The sequence below is a fragment of the Aromatoleum toluclasticum ATCC 700605 genome (assembly GCF_000378245.1).
In the GTDB taxonomy this organism is placed as follows: domain Bacteria; phylum Pseudomonadota; class Gammaproteobacteria; order Burkholderiales; family Rhodocyclaceae; genus Aromatoleum; species Aromatoleum toluclasticum.
The window spans coordinates 208,783-228,375 of record NZ_KB899495.1 but is presented as its reverse complement, the minus strand read 5'-3'; the positions used below and the strand labels follow the sequence as shown (position 1 = coordinate 228,375).

Below are 19,593 nucleotides of genomic sequence, written 5' to 3'. Positions count from 1 at the left end.
GGCGACAACAGGAAAAGGGAGCAAGGCATGGGTGACAAGGTCATCGTCGAGCAGCATGGCGCGGTGTTGCGCATCGTCCTCAACCAACCGGAGGCGATGAACGCCATCGGCCCGGAAATGGCCAGCCGGTTTGCGGGAATCGCGGCGGACGCCGCCGCCGATGCGACAGTGCGCTGCGTGGTCGTTACCGGGGCCGGACCGCATTTCATGGCCGGCGGTGACATCCGCTATTTCTCGGAACTGCTCGGGTTGGCTGCCGCGGAGCGCGACGCGAAGCTCGGGGCGCTGGTGAGCGACGTCGGACGCGCCGTCACGAGCCTGCGGACGATGGCCAAGCCGGTGATCGGCGCTGTGCGCGGCGCCGCAGCCGGATTCGGTTTTTCGCTGATGTGCGCCTGCGATGTCGTGATCGCCAGCGACACCGTGAACTGCAAGCTGGCCTATGGTCAGCTCGGTGCCTCGCCCGACGGCGGCGGCAGCTACACCCTGCCGCGGCTGCTGGGCGTGCGTCGGGCGATGGAACTGGCCCTGCTGGACGAGCGTATCGACGCGCAGCGCGCGCTGGAACTGGGACTTGTGAGCCGGGTCGTGGCCGACGCGGAACTCGACGCCGCGGCTCTCGCGCTGGCCGCGCGCCTTGCCGCGCAGCCGACGGCGGCGCTGGGACGGACCAAGCAGCTGTTCTACGGCTCGTTCGACAACGACCTCGCCGGCCAGATCGACGCCGAACTGCAAGCCTTCCTCGCCGCAGCCGGGTCGCACGATTTCTCCGAGGCGGTGACCGCCTTTCTCGGCCGACGCAAGCCGGAATTTCGTGGCAGTTAGCGATCCGGCGGAGGGCGTCGGTGCGGACGATGCGCCGTGCATGGGGCCCGCCGAATTCGTCGCCTTCGTCGCGCTCAGCCTCGTCGCTGGCGCGGTGGCGGTCGACATGATGCTGCCCGCGCTGCTGCCGCTCGGCGATTACCTCGGGCTGGCGGATTCGAATCGCGCCCAGGCCGTGATCGCGGTCTTCGTACTCGGCGTCGGTGCATCGCAACTCCTGTTCGGTCCGCTCAGCGATCGTTACGGCCGGCGCCCGTTGTTCATCGCGGGCGTGCTGCTTCTCGTCGCAGGCAGTGTCGCCGGCGCCTTGGCGCAGGACTTCCAGGTACTGCTCGCGGCACGCCTGCTGCAGGGCATCGGCGCGGGCGCGCAGCGCGTGGTGACCTTCTCGGTCGTGCGCGACCGCCATGCGGGTCCGCAGATGACGCGGGTCATGTCGCTGGCGATGGCGGTCGTGCTGCTCGAGCCGATCGTCGCACCGCTGCTCGGGCAGCTCATCCTGCTGTTCGCTTCGTGGCGCTGGATCGTCGCGGCGGTTGCAGTGGTCGGGGGGATTTCGCTCGGCTGGGCGGTGTGGCGCCTCGAGGAATCGCTGCCGGCGGCGCGCCGCCGTTCGCTCTCGCCGCGTTCGCTGGCGGCCGCTTACCGGACGGTCGTCCGCACCCGCGTCGCCTTCGTCTGCATGATCGTATGCGGCCTCGTGATGGGGGCGCATCTCGGCTTTCTATCCTCGGCGCAGGCCATCTTCCAGCGTACCTTCGACGCCGGTCTGCACTTTACGCCGCTGCTGGCGCTGGTCTCGCTGGCGATGTCCGCCGCGGCTTTCGCCAACTCGCGCCTCGTGCGCCGTTTCGGCAGCGCGGAGCTGATTCGCGCGGGGCTGTACATCCTCGTCACCGCGAACGCGGCAGCGCTCGCGCTGGCCGTCGCCGGCGCCATCACGCTGCCGATGTTCCTCGGCGTGCAGGCGTGCAACATGTTCGTCTTCGGCATGCTGCTGCCCAATCTCACCGCGATGTCGATGAATCCGCTCGGCAGCATCGCCGGTACCGCGTCGTCGATGTTCGGCTTCGTATCGATGACCGTCGGCGCGCTCCTCGGTGGGCTGGTCGGGCAATTCTTCGACGGCACGCTGCGCCCGGTACTGGGGGCGTACGTGATCCTGGGTGTCATGGCGCTCCTGGTGCTGCGGCACCTCGGCGGAGAGGAGGAAGCGCCTGTCGTGCAAAGTGCAAAAAATGAATTGACAGTCATTGACTGTTGAATCATTATCAAAAAAACAGGACGGTTTGTTCTTATGGCCGCGCGCAGCGCGGGCAGGACCGGATTCCTCAACCGATTCAAGGTCTGTTCCATGATCCGTGTGATCCACCACGTTGCAATTTCGACGCCCGACCTGAAACCGATGTGCGATTTCTATTGCGGGCTGCTTGGATTCGAAGAGGTGTCGCGCACGGCATGGCAACCGGGTGAGGCGAAGATCGACCGCGTCATGGCCCTGACCGCCACCGCGGCGACGGCCGTGATGCTGCAGCGCGGCCCGACCTGCATCGAGTTGTTCCAGTTCGCCTTCCCCGCCCAGGCGCCGAAGGGCAGTGGCGACCGCCCCGTGAATCGCTACGGCTTCACCCACCTGTGCTTCGATGTGGCGGATGTCGATGCCGCCTACCAGCGCATGGTCGATGCCGGCGTTCGCTTCCACTGCCCGCCACAGGACTTCGGCAGCGTGCGCGCGACTTACGGGCGGGATCCCGACGGCAACGTGTTCGAGCTGCAAGAGCTCACCGGACAGCCCGGGTTCGCCGCATCGCCGCAGTAAATAAACAGAACAGATTGCTTGTGAAGGTTCGGGCACGAACTGCCCGTTTGCCTGGGGGAGCAGCGCATGTCGTTCAGTGGACCAATTGAAGACCGTCTCGCGATTCGCGAACTGATCGAGCAGTACGGGGATGCGGTGATGCAGCGCGACGCCGCGGCGTGGGCCGGGGTGTGGGCCGAGGACAGCGAATGGCGCCTGCCCGAATACCCCGGGCTCGAATGCTTCCGCGGCCGCGAGGCCATCGTCGCCGGCTGGATCCGCTCGATGGGCGACTATCCCGGTCTCGCCTACGTCGCCACGCCGGGGGCGATCGAGGTCGACGGCGACCGCGCGACGGCCCGCACCTACACCTCCGAGGTGTTCCCGCATCCCGACGGGCGTGTGCTGCGCCTGCGCGGCCAGTATGACGACGAGTTGGCGCGGATCGACGGCCGGTGGCTATTCACGAAACGGGTTTACAAGACCATCCGGGCCGACTGAGCGGCGCCGGCGGGCGGGGGAGCGACATGGAACGACTTGCGGGCAAGGTGGCGCTGGTGACCGGCGGCACTGCGGGGATCGGGGCCGCGACGGTGGAACGCTTCCGCCGCGAAGGGGCCAGCGTGGTGTTCACCGGCTCCAACGCCGGGCGTGCGGCCGCCCTGTGCGAGGCCACCGGGGCAGTCTTCCATGCCCATCACATCGATGACCGGGCCGGCTGGACTGCGCTGATGGAGCTGATCCGCGGGCGCTTCGGGCGGCTCGACATCGCCTTCGCGAACGCGGGCGTGGAAGGTGCGGACAGCAACATCGAGGACATCGAGGCCGATGCCTGGGACCGCATCATCGACGTGAACCTCACCGGCACGATGCTGACGTGCAAGCACGCTGTCGCCGCGATGCGCGCCAACCCCGGCGGCCCCGGCGGCTCGATCATCATCAACTCGTCGATGAACGGCATCCTGGCCTTGCCGCGCAACGTCGGCTACAGCGTCGCCAAGGGTGCGCAGCGCCTGCTCGCGAAGTCCGTCGCGATGCACTGCGCCGATGCCGGGCTGAAGATCCGCTGCAACACGATCCATCCCGGCGTCGTCGAAACGCAGATGATCCGCGAGGCGATGGCGGGTGCGCCCGATCCGGCGGCGGCGCGGGCGCAACTGTGCGGGCTGTCGCCGCTGGGGCGGATGGGCTCGGTCGAGGAGATCGCCGGACTGGTGACTTATCTCGCCAGCGACGAGGCGGCCTTCGTCACCGGCGCCGAATATCTGATCGACGGCGGCTCGACCGCCGGGTTGCGGGGGGTGTGAGCGATGCCGTCCGTCGCCGATGCCGGCGCGATCCTCGCCCGCTTCATCACCGACCGGACCGGGGCGCCGGCCATGGTCAGCGGCCTCGAACGCATGCCCGGCGGCTTTTCCTACGAAACCTGGCGCCTGCGCGCGAGCTGGGTCGACGCGGACGGCCCGCGCAGCGCGCCGCTGATCATGCGCAAGGCGCCGCGCGCCGGGCTGCTCGAACCCTACGATGCCAGCGTCGAATTCCGCGTGCTGAGCGTTCTGCACGATTCGGGCGTGCCGGTGCCTAGGGTGTACTGGTGCGATGCGGGCGGCGAGCTGCTCGGCACCTCGTTCTACATCATGGAATTCGTCGACGGCGACGTGCCGCTGCCGTGGAGCGACAGCCTGCCCGCAGCCTCGCGCCCCGAGGTGCACCGCCAGTTCGTCGATGCGCTGGCGAAGCTGCACACGTTCGACTGGGAGGCGCACGGGCTGTCCTTCCTCGGCGTGCCCGCCGACCGCGGCGACCCCGCGGCGCTGGCGCTCGACCGCTGCGAGGAGGTGCTCGACCGCATCCGCCTGCGGCCCTATCCCGTGCTGCGCGAGGTCATCGCGTGGTTGCGCGCCAACCGCCCGCGCAGCCCGTGCCTGTCGCTGATCCACAACGACTATCGCATGGGCAATTTCGTCTGGCGCGACGGCCGCATCCGCGCCGTGCTCGACTGGGAGCGCGTGTTCATCGGCGATCCGATGGCCGACATCGCCTTCACGCGCATCCCGGCACTCGCGGGCTGGTGCAGCGTCAGCGGGGAGATGGCCGAGCGCTACTCGCAGCAGTCGGGCATCGCCGTCGATGAGGAGCGCGTGCGCTACTGGACCCTGCTCGAAACGCTCAAGGCCGACCTGGTCGGCCTGACCGGCCTCAAGGTGTTCGCCGACGGCCGCTCGTCCGACCTGCGCCTGCTGCAGATTGGGCGCAACGTGCTCGCCAACAACATACCCGCCGAAGCCGCGGCGATAGGAATGGGCGCATGATCGAACAGACCGTTCCGCTGCAGCAACTCACCGCGGGCATGGCCGCCTGCGTGCGCGAGTGGATCCTGCCGCATCTTTCCGACGCGATGGCGCGCATCCAGGCCGAGCAGCTGGCGACGCTGCTCGAAGAGCTGCCGCGCATCGTCGCCCCGGCCGCGCTGGCGCGTATCCGCGCCGACAGCGACGAGGCCCGCGAACTGCTGCGGCGCTGCGGTGCGGAGGCGCCGCCGGCAGCGGACGAAGTCCACGTCGATACCCTGATGGCCGAGAACGCCGCGCTCAAGGAGCGCCTGGAGGCGCTCGCCGCCCGCTGCCGCAGCGCCGGCGACGCCGCGGCCGACGAAACCCTGCGCGACATTCAGCGCTTCTTCGTGCGCAGCGCGCGCCGCGAAGGGGAGGGGGTGACGGTGCAGTTGTTCGAGGAAATGACGACGCGCGACCGCGAGGGCAAGCAGCACCTTGCCGCGGATGCGGCGGCGTAATCGCGGCAGCGCAAGGAGAGACAGGCATGGCGAAGATGCGATCGGTCACCCTCGTGGCGCCGCGCAGGTTCGAGATCGTCGAGGTCGACAAGCCCGAGGTCGATGACGATTCCGTCATCGTGAAAGTCGAGGGGCACGGCATCTGCGGCAGCAACCTGCATTTCTGGCACGGGGGCGGTTCGGCCAATGCGATGTGCTGCTATCCGATGCCCGGTGCTGCCGGGCACGAGTTCGGCGGCGTCGTCACCGAAGCCGGGCGCAAGGTGCGGCGCGTCAAGGTCGGCGACCGCGTCGCGGTGGACTTCTTTCACAGCACTGCGTGCGGCGTATGTCCGTATTGCACGGCGGGCTGGCCGAACCAGTGCACCGGTCGGGCGGCCCATGCGACCGGCGGCTACGTCGATTACCTCAAGCTCTCGGAACGCGGTCTGCATATCCTGCCCGACACCGTCGCGACGCACGCGGCGGCGATTGCCGAGCCGGCGGCGGCTCCGGTCAGCGCGCTGCGGCGCGCCGGCCTGCGCGGCGGCGAGCAGGTGGTGGTGCTCGGCGCGGGCGTGCTCGGACTGGCGGCGGCCGGCGCGGCGAAAGCGATGGGTGCGGGCCGGGTGATCGTTACCGCCAAGTACGACCAGCAGGCGCAGTTCGCGCAGGCCTTCGGCGCCGACGTGGTCGTGCGCGGCAGCGGCGACGCCTCGGTCGAGGAGATCCGCTCGCACCTCGACGGCGGCGCTGCGGACATCGTCATCGAGACCGTGGGCGGACATGCGCCGACGCTGGGCCAGGCGACCGACATCGTGCGCCCGCGCGGCGAGGTGCTGGTGCTGGGGTTGTGGGAGGAACTGGTGCCGCTCGACTCGTGGAAATCGGTGCTCAAGGACGTGACCTACCGTTTCTGCCTGACTTACGGGACGCAGGGATTGAAGACCGACTTCGGTTACACCGTCGACCTGATGGGTTCGCGCAAGCTGCCGATGCAGGACCTGGTGACGCACGTGATGCCGCTGGAGCAGATCGGCGAGGCCTTTGAAGTGGCCGCCGATAAGAGCCGCGGCGCCATGAAAGTAATTCTTGTCCCTTAGGAATACCGCGATGACGAACGAGCTGGAGGCGCTGTCCGCGCATTATTTTCAGACCGCCTGGGTGGTGCGCGACCTGGACGCCGCGGAGGAATGGTTCGGCCGCGTGATGGGCGTGCCGGCGTGGGCGCGGTTCGACGTCGTGCTCGGTGAGGAGAGCCGCTACCGCGGCCGGCCGGCCGATTCGGCGATGCGCCTGTCACTCGGCTATGCGGGGGAGGTACAGGTCGAACTCATCGAATCGCTGCGCGGGCCCAGCATTTACACCGAGTTCCTCGAACGCAAGGGGCCCGGCCTGCACCACGTGGCGTTTGCGGTGCCGGACTTCGACGCCACCGTCGCGCGCCTGCGCGGCCAGGGTTTGCCGGAACTGTCGTCGGGCGTTCTGAGCGGGGGCAGTGTGAAGTTCGCCTATTTCGACTGCGAGGAGGCGGGGGCGTCGGTGATCGAGATTCTCGGCTTCGATGCGGCGACGACCGAGGCGATGGCGCAAATGAAGGCTGCGGCATATGCCGCCCGTATCGGTTAGGAGTCAGCGGCGGCGTACATCGGGGGGGAGACGAGGATGCAGTCGGAAGAGTTCGACGTGGGAATGAAGGCCGGGGAAGCGGCCGAGGACGGCGCAGCGGTGCCTGCCGGTCGGGCACGCGCAGGGCGTGGCGGGACCGCAGCGGTCGCCGCGGCGACCGAGAAGCGCCCCGCGGGCCGCAGCCGTCGGCCCACGCGCGCCGAGCGGGTGACGAACGTGCGCGAGGCGATCTTCCTGGCGGCCGCGACGGTGGTCGGCGAGCACGGTTACTGGGACGCCTCGGTCAACCGCATCACCGAGCTGGCGGGCATCGCGCAGGGGACTTTCTACCATTACTTCGAGTCGCGCCAGGCCCTGATGGACGAACTGCTTACCCATGTCGGCCTGGACCTGCTCAAGGCGATGGGCACGGCAGTGATCGGCGCGAGCGGTTTCTACGACATCGAGGAGCGCGGCTACCGCGCGTTCTTCGAACACATGCGCAAACACCCGTGGCTGTTCCGGGTGCTCAACGAGGCCGAGGTCGCCGCGCCGCTCGCGTACGGCAAGTATCTGGCGGTGGCCACGGCGCACTACATCGCGTCGCTGCGGCGCAGCGTCGAAGCCGGCGAGATCGCCAGCTACGGCGAGGCGGAACTGGAGGCGCTGGCGCACATGCTGATCGCGGCGCGCACCGCGCTGTACCGGCGCTATTACCGCAGCACGCGCGTGTCGCGCCGGCAGATCGATGCGGCCGTCGCGGTGTACATGAAGCTGGTGCGGGGCGGCGTGCGCTAGCGCGGCCGGCGCTGCGTCCCGGCGGCGCGCGCCTGCGCCGTCCGCGAATCATCCATCAGTCATCACGAAACGGGCCGGCCGCAGGCGGCCGGTCCCGGGAACCACGCGGTGCGCGGCCGGAGCCTCGCGCCCCGAACATCGACCACAAGGAAAGCCTGTCATGACCGTAAATGCCGACGACGAGTACCTGCACTTCGCCCCCGCGGGCAGCGATGCCCTGTTCAGCGACAACTTCTGGTTCTCGATCTGCGACCGCGAGGCCGACATCTTCGGCGTCAACCACCTCCATGTGAGCAACAAGGGCTACGGCCGCTTCAGCACGATGATGGTCATCGACGGCGTGGCGCAGCCATGGGCGAACAAGCTGCCGTTCGCCCCCGACGCGCCGCGCAAGTTCGACAAGCTCGTCGGCGGGCACATGAGCTATCAGGTCGTCAAACCGCTGGAGCAGATCCGCATCCAGTTCGACGGCCCGAAGTACGGCTTCGACCTGCTCTATACCGGTCGCTTCCCGGTCTTCGACTACAAGGACTGCCTCGGCGGCAACCCGCTGACCAGCGCGGACACATACAACTACGGCGGCCATTACGAGCAGGGGCTGTTGTGCACCGGCGAGTTCGAGGTGCGCGCGGGGCCGCGCCGCGGCCGCCGCCAGATCAACTCCTGGGCGCACCGCGACCACTCGTGGACCAACCGCTTCGGCGGCGAGACGCCGTGGGAGCTGCCGCCGCTGTCCTACCAGGACAGCCTGTTCCACTTCTGGCCGTCGATCCAGACCGAGCGCTTCCACCTCAACGCTTTCGGCTGGATGAATCCCGACTTCGTCGTGCCGCACCAGGGTGCGCCGCGCTTCGGCGGCTTCCTGTCCGACGCGAGCGGCAGCCGCCCGATCGAAGGGGCGAGCTGCATCATCCGCACCGAGGACGACCGCCGCACCGCGATGAGCTTCCTCTACGAGCTGACCTTGCCCGGCGGCGACGTGATCCACGTGCGCACCGGGCGCAAGCATGCGCACACGATGAACGGCCTGATGCGCGGCGAGAATGACGCCGAATGCACGCTTGACTGCTACGAGTCGTTCTTCGACTTCGAGATCGTCGAGACCGGCGAGCGCGGCTACGGCTGCGCCGAATACTCGATCCTGCATCCGCAGCCGCGCTGGCGCTACTGAACGGGCGTCCGGCGCGGGCCGGGCAGGGGTGCGACGCCGGCAAGGACGGACGGATTCACCAGCGGGGGAGAATCGAATGCAACGTGATTTTGATGTCGTCGTAGTCGGGGGCGGCGGAGCCGGCCTGTGTGCGGCGATCGAGGCGCAGGCAGCCGGTGCGTCGGTGATGGTGCTCGAAGCCGACACGCACGTCGGCGGCGCAACGCTGCAGTCGGGCGGGGTGTTCTACGCGGCCGGCACGAGCGTGCAGAAGGCCCGTGGCGTCCACGACACCGCCGATGCGATGTACGAGTACGTGATGAACCTCAACCAGTGGGAGTTCAGCCCGGCTATCGTGCGGCTGCTGTGCGATCGCGGCCCCGAGGCGATCGACTGGCTGATCGGGCACGGCGCCGAGTTTCCGCCCGAGTGGCTGATGTGCTCGGGCGTCGACTCGGTGCCGCGCGGCCATCCGAGCCGCGGTGGGGCGGGCAGCGTCGGCGAGACGATCGTGCGCGCGTTCGAGGCCTGCAGCGTCGAGACCGCGGTCGCGACCCGTGTCGAGTCCCTGGTCGTCGAGGACGGCCGCGTGGTCGGCGTGCGCGCCGCTGGGGCCGAGCTGCGGGCGGGCGCGGTCGTCGTCACCACCGGCGGCTTCGGCAACAGCCGCGAGATGATCGAACGCTACTGGCCGAGCATGGCCTACCACGGCGATCGCGTCTACGCGGTGCATTGGCACGCGCCCTTCATTCTCGGCGACGGCCTGAGGATGGGCGAGGAGGTCGGCGCGAACATCGTCGGTTTCGATACCGGCCTGCCGCTGCCCGCGTCGGGCGCGGCCGGCCGCGTGGTCGAGCCCTTCCTGCCGCCGTGGATCATGCTCGTCAATCGCGAAGGACGCCGCTTCATGGACGAGACGGTGCCCTACAGCGTCTCGGGCTACATCCTCAACAGCCAGACCGACCGGCGCGCGTTCGCGATCTTCGACGAGCCGACGCTCGCGAACGCCAGCGTGGACACCGCGTATTCCGATCCCTACCACTCCGAGCTTGCGGCGACGACCTGGGATCACCAGACGATCCGCGACCGGATCGCGAAGGGCGAGGTATTCGTCGCCGACTCGATCGGCGCGCTCGCGCGCAAGATCGGCGTCGACCCGATCAGCCTCGGCGTGACGGTCGAGAACTACAACGCCGACTGCGACTGCGGGATCGACGGCGAATTCCTCAAGCAGGCCGAGCGGCGCTTCGCCGTCCGCAAGGCGCCGTTCTACGCGATCGAGGTGCGCGCCTCGGTGATCGGCTGGACCAGCTGCGGGCCGGAGATCGACGGCCAGTGCCGCGTGCTCGACAAGCACCAGCGCCGCATCCCCGGCCTGTTCGCAGCCGGCGAAGTGGTCGGCGGCATACAGGGCAAGCGCTACGCGGGCGGGGGCCTGAGCATCGCCAACGCGGTCATCCTGGGGCGGCTCGCGGGGCAGAACGCCGCGCGGGCCGCGGCGCGGTAAAGCTAGGCACGGCCGGACTGGAGGGGAGCATGGGTAGGCTCGAGGGCAAGACCGCCGTTATCACCGGCGGCAGTTCCAACATCGGACTGGAGATCGGCCGCCGCTTCGCCGCGGAAGGCGCGCACGTGGTGGTCGCTGCGCGCGATGCGGCGCGGCTGGAGAAAGCGGTCGCGGTGATCGGGCACGGCGCGGCCGGCGTGGCCGTGGATGTCGCCGACGAGGCGCAGGTCAGGGCGCTGTTCGAACCGCTGGCACGGGTCGACCTGCTCGTGACCTGCGCCGGCGGCTGGGTGTTCGGTGCCATCGACGAGCTGCCGCCGCGGCATTGGGTGGAGCTATTCGCGGGGCGCTTCTTCGGCCAGATGTACGCGTGCCACCACGCCGTGCCGAAGATGCCCGCGGGCGGCTCGATCATGCTGTGCTCGGGCATCGCGGCGAAGGCGGCGATCCCGAACTATGCCGGCGGCTCGGCGCTGTGTGGCGCGGTCAATTCGCTCGGGCGCCAACTCGCGCTGGAACTGGCACCACGCGGGATCCGCGTGAATGTGCTGTCGCCGGGGCTGATCCTGACACCCGAGGAGCGCGAGCGCGCCGTGGCCGGCCAGGCGCCCGACGATATCGTGCGGCGCGGCTTCATCGACTCGCGCATTCCGCTGAAACGGGCCGGCAGCGCGGCCAACATGGCCGATGCGGCGATGTTCCTCGCAGGCTGCGATTATGCGAATGGCATGGTGATGGATGTCGACGGCGGCTGGACCACGGCGTAGCGGCCGGAGGGCGCGGCAGCGTATTTTTCTTGTTGAGGAGCGAAAGGCATGGGCAGCGTTGCGGGCAAGGTGGTGGTGGTGCTGGGGGCCGCGGGGGCCAACAACATGGGGCAGGTGATCGCGCGGCGCTTCGCGCGCGAAGGGGCAAAGGTGATGGTGGCCGGCCGTCGTGCGGCGGCGCTGCAGCAGCTTGCCGAAGAGGTCGGCGGCGCGTATGCGCTGTGCGACATCACGCGCGAGGCGGATGTCGCGGCGCTGATCGACGCCACCGTCAAGCGTTTCGGACGGCTCGACGTCGCCATCAACGCCACCGGTTACGGGCTGCTGAAACCGTTTCTCGACACCACGCGCGAGGACCTCGACTACATGAACGCGGTGCAATTCACCGGACCGTTCCAGTTCATCCAGGAAGCGGTGCGGGCGATGACGCAGGGCGGCTCGATCATCCAGATCTCGTCGGCGACGGCGACCATCATGCTCGACAACCATGCCGCCTACATGGGCACCAAGGCCGGCATCGACCACGTCATCCGCTGCGTCGCCAACGAGTTCGGCGAGCGGGGCATCCGCGCCAACTCGATCTCGCCCGGGATCACCGACACCCCCATGGCGGCGTCCGCCTTCGCCAGTCCGGCGCTGGTCGAGCTGTTCCGGCGCGAATATCCGCTCGGCCGCGTCGGCACCGCCGACGACGTCGCCGAGGCGGCGCTGTGGCTGGCAGCGGACGAATGCTTCGTCACCGGTCAGAACCTGCAGGTCAATGGCGGCCTGACGCTGCGGCGCAATCCGCGCATGAGCGAGATCGCCGCGGCGCTCGCGGACGGGACCGACACGTCGCGCTGACGAAATGGTTGTGCAGCGCGCGCAGGCAAGCGTCCGCTGCACAGCAAAAAATATACGACCGACCGGTCGGCTGGATTATAATCCGTCGGCAGGGTTTTTTCGGCGCACCATGCAGCCGCGTGACCGTTATCCCCGCACCGGAAAAACTTTGATGAGGCGCCGGGTCGCAGCGACCGGACCGCGACGGAGAAATGACATGTTGAATCGCAGGGTGGTGCTGAATTCGCGTCCGACCGGGGTGCCGGTGCCGGAAAACTTCCGCCTCGTCGAGGAGCCGGTGAGGGAACTGGCGGACGGTGAGGTGCTGATCGAGAACAAGGTGTTCGCCATCGATCCGGCTACGCGCGGGATGCTCGATGACCGCGAGAGCTACATGAAACCGGTCGAGATCGGCGGCCTGATTCCGACGATGGTGCTGGGCCGCGTCGTGAAGTCGCGCAATCCCGTTTTCCGCGAAGGCGACTACGGCCGCGGCTATGTCGGCTGGGAGCGTTATTCGATCCTCAACCCGTCGAACATCGCGATGGAGAACCTTCGCGTCGACCCGCAGATCCCGCTCACCGCCTACATGGGCGCACTGGGCTGGTCGGGCATTACGGCCTACATCGGCCTGCAGAAGATCGGCGAGATGCGTTCCGGCGAAACCGTGGTGGTGAGCGCGGCGGCCGGAGCGGTCGGCAGCGTCGCCGGGCAGATCGCCAAACTGCGCGGCAACCGGGTCGTCGGCATCGTCGGCAGTGCCGCCAAGGCGGACATCGTCACCGGCCTCGGCATGGACGCCGCGGTGAATTACCGCGCCACCGACGACCTCGCCGGGGCGATCCGCGCGGCCTGCCCGGGCGGGGCGAATATCTACTTCGACAACGTCGGCGGACGGGTCCTCGACACGATGCTGCCGCTGATGGCCGACTTCGGACGCGTCGTCGTGTGCGGCATGGTCGCCAACTACAACAATGCGGGCGATCCCTATCCGCTGCGCAACCTGTGGCAGGTGCTGGTCCATCGCATCACGATGCGCGGCTTTCTCGCCTTCGAGCATCCCGAGATTCTTGCCGAGGCCGAGGAGAGTATCGCCGGCTGGATCAAGTCCGGGCAGCTGAAGGCGCTCGAGAACGTCACCACCGGTCTGGAGAATACGCCGGCCGCCTTCATCCGCCTGATGTCGGGCGAGACCACCGGCAAGACGGTGGTGCGCCTCGACGACGACGTGGCGACGCTGGGCGCCTGAACGGGCCGCGGTGCTGCCCGTCTGCCGGTCCGGCAGGTGTGGCAGCGGGTGCGGGTTCGTTTCCGGCCCTGCATCCGGCACGCCGCTGCGGCTTGTTGGGACGGCCGTTCTGGCTTACCATGTGTAAAACAAACAAGACAGTATTGTTTTTGTCGGTCCGGTCGCCGCGGCGCCGGGCGACATTGTCATAACCCATACGCGAGGCAGGTGAAGATATGTCGCAACGTGAAGTAGTCGTGCTTGGAGCTGCCCGGACTCCCATCGGAACCTACGGCGGGTCGCTGAAGGACATTCCGCTGGGGGACCTGGCGACGGTCGCGGTGAAGGCGGCGCTGGAGCGTTCGGGCGCAGCGCCGGATGCGATCGGCCACGTCGTGATGGGCAACGTGATCCCGACCGAGCCGCGCGATGCCTACCTGAGCCGCGTCGCGGCGATGGATGCGGGCATCCCGGAGACCGTGCCGGCGTTCAACGTCAATCGCCTGTGCGGCTCCGGCCTGCAGGCCATCGTGTCGGCGGCGCAGGCGATCCGCCTGGGCGACTGCGACCTCGCGATCGGTGCGGGCGCCGAATCGATGAGCCGCGGCCCCTACACCGTGCCGAACCTGCGCTGGGGCGCGCGCATGCTCGACGCGCGCCTCGTCGACTACATGAACGGCATCCTGCACGACCCGTGGAAGCCGGTGCACATGGGCATCACCGCGGAGAACGTCGCCGAGCGCTACGGCATCACGCGCGAGATGCAGGACACGCTCGCGCTGGAGAGCCAGCGCCGTGCCGCGGTCGCCATCGTCGAGGGCTACTTCAAGGACCAGATCGTCCCCGTCCAAGTGAAGACCAAGGGCGGCACTGCGCTGTTCGATACCGACGAGCATGTGCGCACCGGCGTGACGATGGAGTCGCTCGCGGCGATGAAGCCGGCCTTCCGCAAGGACGGCGGCACGGTGACCGCCGGCAACGCCTCGGGCCTCAACGACGGCGCCGCCGCCGTGGTGCTCGCCGAAGCGGGCAGGGCTGCGGCGCTGGGCCTCAAGCCCCTCGCGCGCCTGGTCGGCTACGCCCATGCCGGCGTCGAGCCGCTCTACATGGGCATCGGCCCGGTGCCCGCGACGCGTCTGGTGCTGGAGCGCACCGGCCTGAAGGTCGAGGACCTTGACGTCATCGAATCGAACGAGGCCTTTGCGGCCCAGGCCTGCGCCGTGACGCGCGAACTGGGCTTCGATCCGCGCAAGGTCAATCCCAACGGCTCGGGCATCTCGCTCGGCCATCCGGTCGGTGGGACCGGCGCGATCATCACCACCAAGGCCATCTACGAACTGCACCGTACGGGCGGGCGCTACGCGCTGGTGACGATGTGCATCGGCGGCGGACAGGGCATCGCCGCGATCTTCGAGCGGCTGTAAGCCGCGGCGGGCGGACATCTGCAGCATTCATTGTGGGAGCGAAACATGGGTATCGGTACGGTAGGCATCCTCGGGGCGGGAACGATGGGCAACGGCATTGCCCAGGTGTGCGCGGCGGCGGGCCTGTCCGTCGTCCTGGTCGACATCTCGGCAGACGCGGTGGACAAGGCGATCGCGACGATCGGCGGCAGCCTGGAGCGCCTGATCAAGAAAGGGCAGCTCACGGCCGCGCAGAAGGCCGCGTGCCTCGACCGCATCCGCGGCAGCACCGACTACGCCGCGCTCGCGCGCGTCGACCTCGTGATCGAGGCGGCGACCGAGAACGAAGCGCTCAAGCTGAAGATCCTCGCCCAGGTGGATGAGATCGTCGGCCCCGACGCGCTGATCGCCACCAACACCTCGTCGCTGTCGGTGACGCGCCTCGCCGCGGCGACGAAACGTCCCGCGCGCTTCATCGGCATGCACTTCTTCAACCCGGTGCCGGTCATGGCGCTGGTCGAACTGGTGCCGGGGCTATGCACCGCGCCCGAAACCGTGGACGCCGCGCGCAGCTTTGTCGCCGCGATCGGCAAGAGCGCGATCGTCGCCAAAAACAGCCCCGGCTTCGCCGTGAACCGCATCCTGTGCCCGATGATCAACGAAGCGATTTTCGCGCTGCAGGAAGGGCTCGCGTCGGCCGAGGAGATCGACGCCGGCATGAAGCTCGGCTGCAACCAGCCGATCGGCCCGCTCGCGCTCGCCGACCTCATCGGCCTCGACACGATGCTGTCGGTGCTGCAAATGTTCCAGGCCGGTTTCAACGACCCGAAATACCGGCCCGCGCCGCTGCTCAAGGAAATGGTCGATGCCGGCTTCCTCGGGCGCAAGAGCGGGCGCGGCTTCTTCAACTACGCCTGACCACTGGCGCCACATCGCGAGGGAGCGAACCAAACCATGAATTTCGAACTGCCGGAAGAGCTGTCGGCGCTGCAGCAGAAAGTGCGCCGCTTCATCGCCGAGGAAATCATCCCGTTCGAGCGCGACCCGCGGCGCACCGCACACGGGCCGAGCGAAGCGCTGCGCGCGGAGCTGATCGCCAAGGGACGTGCGGCCGAGCTGCTGTCGGCGCACGTGTCGAAGGAATTCGGCGGCCTCGGGCTCGAGCACCGTGCCAAGGCGGTGTTCTTCGAAGAGGCCGGCTACTCGCTGCTCGGGCCGGTCGCGCTCAACATCGCCGCGCCCGACGAAGGCAACATGCACCTGATGGAGGTCGTGGCGCGCCCCGAGCACAAGGAACGCTGGCTGCGCCCGCTCGCCGCCGGCAAGATCCGCTCCTGCTTCTGCATGACCGAGCCCACGCCCGGGGCCGGTTCCGACCCGTCGATGCTGCAGACCACGGCGGTGCGCGACGGCGACCACTACGTCATCGACGGGCGCAAGTGGTTCACCACCGGCGCCGACGGCGCAGCCTTCGCCATCATCATGGCCAAGCTCGAAGACGGGCGCGCGACGATGTTCCTCTCCGACACCGACCGTCCCGGCTTCGTCGTCGAGCGCGCGATGGACACGCTCGACACCTGCTTCCCCGGCGGGCACGGCGTCGTGCGCCTGGACAAGCTGCGCGTGCCCGCCACCGACATCCTCGGCGAGCTCGGCGAAGGCTTCAAGTACGCGCAGGTGCGCCTGTCGCCGGCGCGCCTCACGCACTGCATGCGCTGGCTCGGTGCGGCGCGGCGCGCCCACGACATCGCCACCGACTACGCGCGCCGGCGCCACGCCTTCGGCCGGCCGCTGGGCAGCCACGAAGGGGTCGGCTTCATGCTCGCCGACAACGAGATCGACCTCCACTCGGCGCGCCTGGCGATCTGGCACACCGCATGGGTGCTCGACCAGGGGCATCTCGCGATCCACGACTCCAGCATGTCGAAGGTGCTCGTCTCGGAAGCCTGCTGGCGCATCGTCGACCGCTGCGTGCAGATCCTCGGCGGGCAGGGCGTCGCGCGCGAGACCACGGTCGCGCAAATCTTCGCCGACCTGCGCGCGTTCCGCATCTACGACGGCCCCTCGGAAGTGCACCGCTGGAGCATCGCCAAGCGCGTCCTCAAGGGCATCGCGCGCGAAGCCTGAGACGAACCCATTTCCGAACCACCGACGAGTGTGCACACCATGAACGAACCGATGCGCAGCGCGCTGGAAGCATTCATCGGGCAGCAGGCCGGCGCCGAGCGCGTCGCGATCGAGGAAGCGAAGCTCCTCTCCGGCGGCTCGATCCAGGAAAACTGGTTCATCCGCGCCGCCGTCAGCGGCGGCCCCTTCGCCCCCGAACTGAAGCTGGTCGTGCGCACTGACGCCCCCTCGGGCGTCGCCAACAGCCACGGCCGCGCCGAAGAGTTCGCGCTCCTCAAGGCCGCCCACGCCGCCGGCGTCACCGTGCCCGAGCCGCTGTGGCTGTGCCGCGACGCGACGCTCATCGGCAAACAGTTCTTCGTCATGCGCTTCGTCGGCGGCGTCGCCGCCTCCCACCTCGTCGTGCGCGACGCGACGCTCGGCGGCGACCGGCGCGCGCTGCTCGAACGCCTCGGCGCCGAGCTCGGGCGCATCCACTCGATCCGCCCGCCGCGCACGGACCTCGCCTTCCTGCCCGCGCCCGGCTCCTCGCCCGCGCTGCAGCACGTCGCGCGCATGCGCCGCTTCCTCGACGGCCACCGCAGCACCCACCCCGCGCTCGAATGGGGCCTGCGCTGGCTCGAAATCCATGCCCCCGAGCGCGGCGAACTCGTCCTGTGCCACCGCGATTTCCGCACCGGCAACTACATGGTCGACGAGAACGGCCTCACCGCGATCCTCGACTGGGAATTCACCGGCTGGGGCGACGCGCTCGAGGACGTCGGCTGGTTCTGCGCCAAGTGCTGGCGTTTCGGCGGACAGGGCGAAGCGGGCGGCATCGGCGCGCGCGCAGACTTCTACCGCGGCTATGCGAGCGTCACCGGCCGGCGCCTCGAAGGCGAGGACATCCACTACTGGGAAGTGATGGCGCATCTGAACTGGGCCGTGATCGCCGTGCAGCAGGCCGAACGCCACCTGTGCGGCGAAGAGAGCTCGCTGATGCTCGCGCTTACCGGTCACATCGTGCCGGAACTCGAATACGAAATCCTCACCCTGACGGAGACTCGCTGATGCGCGACGAACCGACCGGCGCCCAATTGCTCGAAACCGCGCGCACGGTGCTGCGCGAAGCGCTCCTGCCCGCGCTCGCCGCAGAGCACCGGCACGCAGCGCTGATGATCGCCAACGCCATGATCATCGCCATGCGCCAGCTGCAAAACGGCGAGGACGGCGAGCGCCGCGAACTGGACTCGCTGCAGCGCCTGCTCGGTCACCCGGCGGGGGACGGGCCGGCGGACGGGGCCGAACTGCGGCGCCGGCTCATCGGCCTCGAGCGCGAGTTCGCGCACGCGATCCGCGCCGGCCGGGGCGACGCCGGCCCGTGGCGGGACGCCGCGCGCCGGCACCTGCTCGAAACCGTCCGCACCAAGGTCATGGAAAGCAATCCGAAATATCTGGCGGGGCAGGGGGGATGAGCGCGGGTACCGCTCCCGCTGCTCGGCGCCGGCGCGTCGTCCTCCCGGGGGCGGTACGCCGCCCCGCGCCGCCATCAATCAAAAAAACAGACAAGGCTGGTTTAACGAATGATGCCGGATGGGCGACGCCGTGCCTTTGCAATGCTCGGCGAATTGGCCAAACGAACAATTGACAAACGAACGTGTCTGTTTGTAATATTGCACTAACCTTGGCAATTCAGTGCGTTTGCCGGGTGCTCCGCATGCTTTGGGTTAGTGCGCGGAGGAACAGCTTTCCCGTGGTAGGGCGTCGCGATGTCATCGTCTGCGTGATGGGACTCCTCTCCTCTCGATCGTGCATTTGTTCGCGACGCCCATTTTTTCCGGCATCATTGACGGCATATTCCGGAGTGCCGCCGGCACTTGCAACGGTGACTGCAGAGAAAACTTGTGAGGCTGATGCGATGAACCCTGTTCGATTCTTGCTGACGTGCTGTCTGGGCGTGTTCCTGGCCGCGACGACGGTTGCCCGCGCCGCCGATGACGCCCCGACGGCGGACTCGGTCCGCGTTCAGAACCTGCTCGACCGCGCCGTGGCGCGCTTCGAGAAGGATGGCGAACTCGCCTTCGGCGCCTTCACCCGCCCGGGTGAGTTCGTTACCGACGATCTCTACGTCTATGTTGTAGGCATGGACGGTGTGCTGCAGATCAGCGGCGGCCCGTCCCTGATTCTGGTCGGGCGGGACATCGGCGACCTGCGCGACGCGGAAGGCAAACCGTTCGTGCGCGAAATTCTCGAAATGGCGCGGACAGGACGTCCGGGCAACGTGGAATATCGCTGGCTCAACCGTCAGCACGCACGCATCGAGCGCAAGGTGGCGTATTTCCGGCCCGTCGGCGACCGCGTCTTCGTTGCGGGCTACTACCTGCCGCGCGCCTCGGAGGAGCAGGCGAAGGCCTTGCTGTGGCGTGCGGTCCACGAGCTGAAGCAGGAAGGCGGCAAAGCGTTTGCGAGCTTCAACGACCTCAACGGCGGTTTCGTCCAGGATGACCTGTACGTCTTCGTCGTGAGTACCGAGGACGGCCGCATGCGCGCCCACGGCGCGTTGCCGCGCCTCGTCGGCAAGGATGTCCGCGGGTTGACGGATGCGGACGGAAAGCCTGTCATCGCACCCATGCTCAAGACCGCGAAAACGAAGAGCGAAGGCGAAGTCGACTACCTTTGGCTCAATCCGGTGACACGCAAGACCGAACGCAAGCGCTCGTTCTTCGTCCGCGTCGATAAATATCTTGTCGCCGTCGGTGCCTACCAGCCCTGAACCGGGTGTGGCAGTGCCAATCCCTTTCTGTAACG

General features: G+C 68.3%; 21 protein-coding genes. All 21 read left to right on the top strand.

Translation table 11 applies throughout. The features are described from left to right. Positions 1-27 precede the first annotated feature (27 nt). Positions 28-825, top strand: coding sequence for an enoyl-CoA hydratase/isomerase family protein (locus F464_RS0110500; RefSeq protein ID WP_018989764.1), 798 nt, complete (start codon positions 28-30; stop codon positions 823-825). Continuing rightward, positions 815-2,089 carry a multidrug effflux MFS transporter gene (locus F464_RS0110495; protein WP_018989763.1) on the top strand — a complete coding sequence of 425 codons (1,275 nt, stop codon included), beginning with the start codon at positions 815-817 and terminating at the stop codon, positions 2,087-2,089. Before F464_RS0110500 ends, F464_RS0110495 begins: the two co-directional genes overlap by 11 nt. A gap of 90 nt (positions 2,090-2,179) precedes the next feature. After that, the gene (locus F464_RS28280) at positions 2,180-2,644 is read left to right on the top strand and encodes a VOC family protein (RefSeq protein ID WP_157353683.1); all 465 of its coding nucleotides are present in this window, start codon (positions 2,180-2,182) and stop codon (positions 2,642-2,644) included. Between the two features lie 66 nt (positions 2,645-2,710). After that, positions 2,711-3,124 (top strand): nuclear transport factor 2 family protein, encoded by a 414-nt coding sequence (locus F464_RS0110485; protein WP_018989761.1) that lies wholly within the window; start codon positions 2,711-2,713, stop codon positions 3,122-3,124. A gap of 26 nt (positions 3,125-3,150) precedes the next feature. After that, on the top strand, positions 3,151-3,930 hold the full coding sequence (locus tag F464_RS0110480; RefSeq protein WP_018989760.1) for an SDR family NAD(P)-dependent oxidoreductase: 780 nt from the start codon (positions 3,151-3,153) through the stop codon (positions 3,928-3,930). Positions 3,931-3,933: 3 nt separating this feature from the next. Next, a complete protein-coding gene (locus tag F464_RS0110475; RefSeq protein WP_018989759.1) occupies positions 3,934-4,935 on the top strand; it encodes a phosphotransferase family protein in 1,002 nt (333 codons plus the stop codon). Next, entirely contained in the window at positions 4,932-5,417 is a 486-nt protein-coding gene (locus tag F464_RS0110470) for a hypothetical protein (RefSeq protein WP_018989758.1), read from the top strand. The genes F464_RS0110475 and F464_RS0110470 overlap by 4 nt, the downstream gene beginning before the upstream one ends. Before the next feature lie 26 nt (positions 5,418-5,443). Beyond that, on the top strand, positions 5,444-6,499 hold the full coding sequence (locus F464_RS0110465) for a zinc-dependent alcohol dehydrogenase (protein ID WP_018989757.1): 1,056 nt from the start codon (positions 5,444-5,446) through the stop codon (positions 6,497-6,499). A 10-nt stretch (positions 6,500-6,509) separates the two neighbouring features. After that, positions 6,510-7,025 (top strand): VOC family protein, encoded by a 516-nt coding sequence (locus tag F464_RS28275; protein WP_018989756.1) that lies wholly within the window; start codon positions 6,510-6,512, stop codon positions 7,023-7,025. A 36-nt stretch (positions 7,026-7,061) separates the two neighbouring features. Then, positions 7,062-7,802 carry a TetR/AcrR family transcriptional regulator gene (locus F464_RS28270; RefSeq protein WP_018989755.1) on the top strand — a complete coding sequence of 247 codons (741 nt, stop codon included), beginning with the start codon at positions 7,062-7,064 and terminating at the stop codon, positions 7,800-7,802. A 160-nt stretch (positions 7,803-7,962) separates the two neighbouring features. Beyond that, a complete protein-coding gene (locus F464_RS30910; protein ID WP_018989754.1) occupies positions 7,963-8,973 on the top strand; it encodes a hypothetical protein in 1,011 nt (336 codons plus the stop codon). A gap of 76 nt (positions 8,974-9,049) precedes the next feature. Then, positions 9,050-10,459, top strand: a complete 1,410-nt coding sequence (locus tag F464_RS0110445) for an FAD-dependent oxidoreductase (RefSeq protein ID WP_018989753.1) — start codon at positions 9,050-9,052, stop codon at positions 10,457-10,459. A 29-nt stretch (positions 10,460-10,488) separates the two neighbouring features. After that, complete coding sequence (locus tag F464_RS0110440; RefSeq protein WP_018989752.1) at positions 10,489-11,226, top strand: SDR family NAD(P)-dependent oxidoreductase; 738 nt, start codon at positions 10,489-10,491, stop codon at positions 11,224-11,226. A gap of 48 nt (positions 11,227-11,274) precedes the next feature. Beyond that, on the top strand, positions 11,275-12,069 hold the full coding sequence (locus tag F464_RS0110435) for an SDR family oxidoreductase (RefSeq protein WP_018989751.1): 795 nt from the start codon (positions 11,275-11,277) through the stop codon (positions 12,067-12,069). A 196-nt stretch (positions 12,070-12,265) separates the two neighbouring features. Further along, positions 12,266-13,297 carry an NADP-dependent oxidoreductase gene (locus F464_RS0110430; protein ID WP_018989750.1) on the top strand — a complete coding sequence of 344 codons (1,032 nt, stop codon included), beginning with the start codon at positions 12,266-12,268 and terminating at the stop codon, positions 13,295-13,297. 215 nt (positions 13,298-13,512) lie between these two features. Beyond that, the gene (locus tag F464_RS0110425) at positions 13,513-14,700 is read left to right on the top strand and encodes an acetyl-CoA C-acyltransferase family protein (RefSeq protein ID WP_018989749.1); all 1,188 of its coding nucleotides are present in this window, start codon (positions 13,513-13,515) and stop codon (positions 14,698-14,700) included. Between the two features lie 45 nt (positions 14,701-14,745). Beyond that, entirely contained in the window at positions 14,746-15,597 is an 852-nt protein-coding gene (locus F464_RS0110420; RefSeq protein WP_018989748.1) for a 3-hydroxybutyryl-CoA dehydrogenase, read from the top strand. Between the two features lie 36 nt (positions 15,598-15,633). Next, the gene (locus F464_RS0110415; RefSeq protein ID WP_018989747.1) at positions 15,634-16,806 is read left to right on the top strand and encodes an acyl-CoA dehydrogenase family protein; all 1,173 of its coding nucleotides are present in this window, start codon (positions 15,634-15,636) and stop codon (positions 16,804-16,806) included. A 39-nt stretch (positions 16,807-16,845) separates the two neighbouring features. Next, on the top strand, positions 16,846-17,856 hold the full coding sequence (locus tag F464_RS0110410) for a phosphotransferase family protein (RefSeq protein ID WP_018989746.1): 1,011 nt from the start codon (positions 16,846-16,848) through the stop codon (positions 17,854-17,856). After that, positions 17,856-18,260: a DUF6285 domain-containing protein gene (locus F464_RS0110405; protein ID WP_018989745.1), complete on the top strand. Its 405-nt coding sequence runs from the start codon at positions 17,856-17,858 to the stop codon at positions 18,258-18,260. The genes F464_RS0110410 and F464_RS0110405 overlap by 1 nt, the downstream gene beginning before the upstream one ends. 443 nt (positions 18,261-18,703) lie before the next feature. Next, positions 18,704-19,558: a cache domain-containing protein gene (locus F464_RS0110400; protein ID WP_018989744.1), complete on the top strand. Its 855-nt coding sequence runs from the start codon at positions 18,704-18,706 to the stop codon at positions 19,556-19,558. The last annotated feature ends 35 nt before the right edge of the window (positions 19,559-19,593 follow it).

Bases quoted from the DNA above. Each gene is read 5' to 3' on its own strand.
- F464_RS0110500 (WP_018989764.1), top strand. From the start codon at position 28: ATGGGTGACAAGGTCATCGTCGAGCAGCATGGCGCGGTGTTGCGCATC.
- F464_RS28280 (WP_157353683.1), top strand. From the start codon at position 2,180: ATGATCCGTGTGATCCACCACGTTGCAATTTCGACGCCCGACCTGAAA.
- F464_RS0110485 (WP_018989761.1), top strand. From the start codon at position 2,711: ATGTCGTTCAGTGGACCAATTGAAGACCGTCTCGCGATTCGCGAACTG.
- F464_RS0110480 (WP_018989760.1), top strand. From the start codon at position 3,151: ATGGAACGACTTGCGGGCAAGGTGGCGCTGGTGACCGGCGGCACTGCG.
- F464_RS0110475 (WP_018989759.1), top strand. From the start codon at position 3,934: ATGCCGTCCGTCGCCGATGCCGGCGCGATCCTCGCCCGCTTCATCACC.
- F464_RS0110470 (WP_018989758.1), top strand. From the start codon at position 4,932: ATGATCGAACAGACCGTTCCGCTGCAGCAACTCACCGCGGGCATGGCC.
- F464_RS0110465 (WP_018989757.1), top strand. From the start codon at position 5,444: ATGGCGAAGATGCGATCGGTCACCCTCGTGGCGCCGCGCAGGTTCGAG.
- F464_RS28275 (WP_018989756.1), top strand. From the start codon at position 6,510: ATGACGAACGAGCTGGAGGCGCTGTCCGCGCATTATTTTCAGACCGCC.
- F464_RS28270 (WP_018989755.1), top strand. From the start codon at position 7,062: ATGCAGTCGGAAGAGTTCGACGTGGGAATGAAGGCCGGGGAAGCGGCC.
- F464_RS30910 (WP_018989754.1), top strand. From the start codon at position 7,963: ATGACCGTAAATGCCGACGACGAGTACCTGCACTTCGCCCCCGCGGGC.
- F464_RS0110445 (WP_018989753.1), top strand. From the start codon at position 9,050: ATGCAACGTGATTTTGATGTCGTCGTAGTCGGGGGCGGCGGAGCCGGC.
- F464_RS0110440 (WP_018989752.1), top strand. From the start codon at position 10,489: ATGGGTAGGCTCGAGGGCAAGACCGCCGTTATCACCGGCGGCAGTTCC.
- F464_RS0110435 (WP_018989751.1), top strand. From the start codon at position 11,275: ATGGGCAGCGTTGCGGGCAAGGTGGTGGTGGTGCTGGGGGCCGCGGGG.
- F464_RS0110430 (WP_018989750.1), top strand. From the start codon at position 12,266: ATGTTGAATCGCAGGGTGGTGCTGAATTCGCGTCCGACCGGGGTGCCG.
- F464_RS0110425 (WP_018989749.1), top strand. From the start codon at position 13,513: ATGTCGCAACGTGAAGTAGTCGTGCTTGGAGCTGCCCGGACTCCCATC.
- F464_RS0110420 (WP_018989748.1), top strand. From the start codon at position 14,746: ATGGGTATCGGTACGGTAGGCATCCTCGGGGCGGGAACGATGGGCAAC.
- F464_RS0110415 (WP_018989747.1), top strand. From the start codon at position 15,634: ATGAATTTCGAACTGCCGGAAGAGCTGTCGGCGCTGCAGCAGAAAGTG.
- F464_RS0110410 (WP_018989746.1), top strand. From the start codon at position 16,846: ATGAACGAACCGATGCGCAGCGCGCTGGAAGCATTCATCGGGCAGCAG.
- F464_RS0110405 (WP_018989745.1), top strand. From the start codon at position 17,856: ATGCGCGACGAACCGACCGGCGCCCAATTGCTCGAAACCGCGCGCACG.
- F464_RS0110400 (WP_018989744.1), top strand. From the start codon at position 18,704: ATGAACCCTGTTCGATTCTTGCTGACGTGCTGTCTGGGCGTGTTCCTG.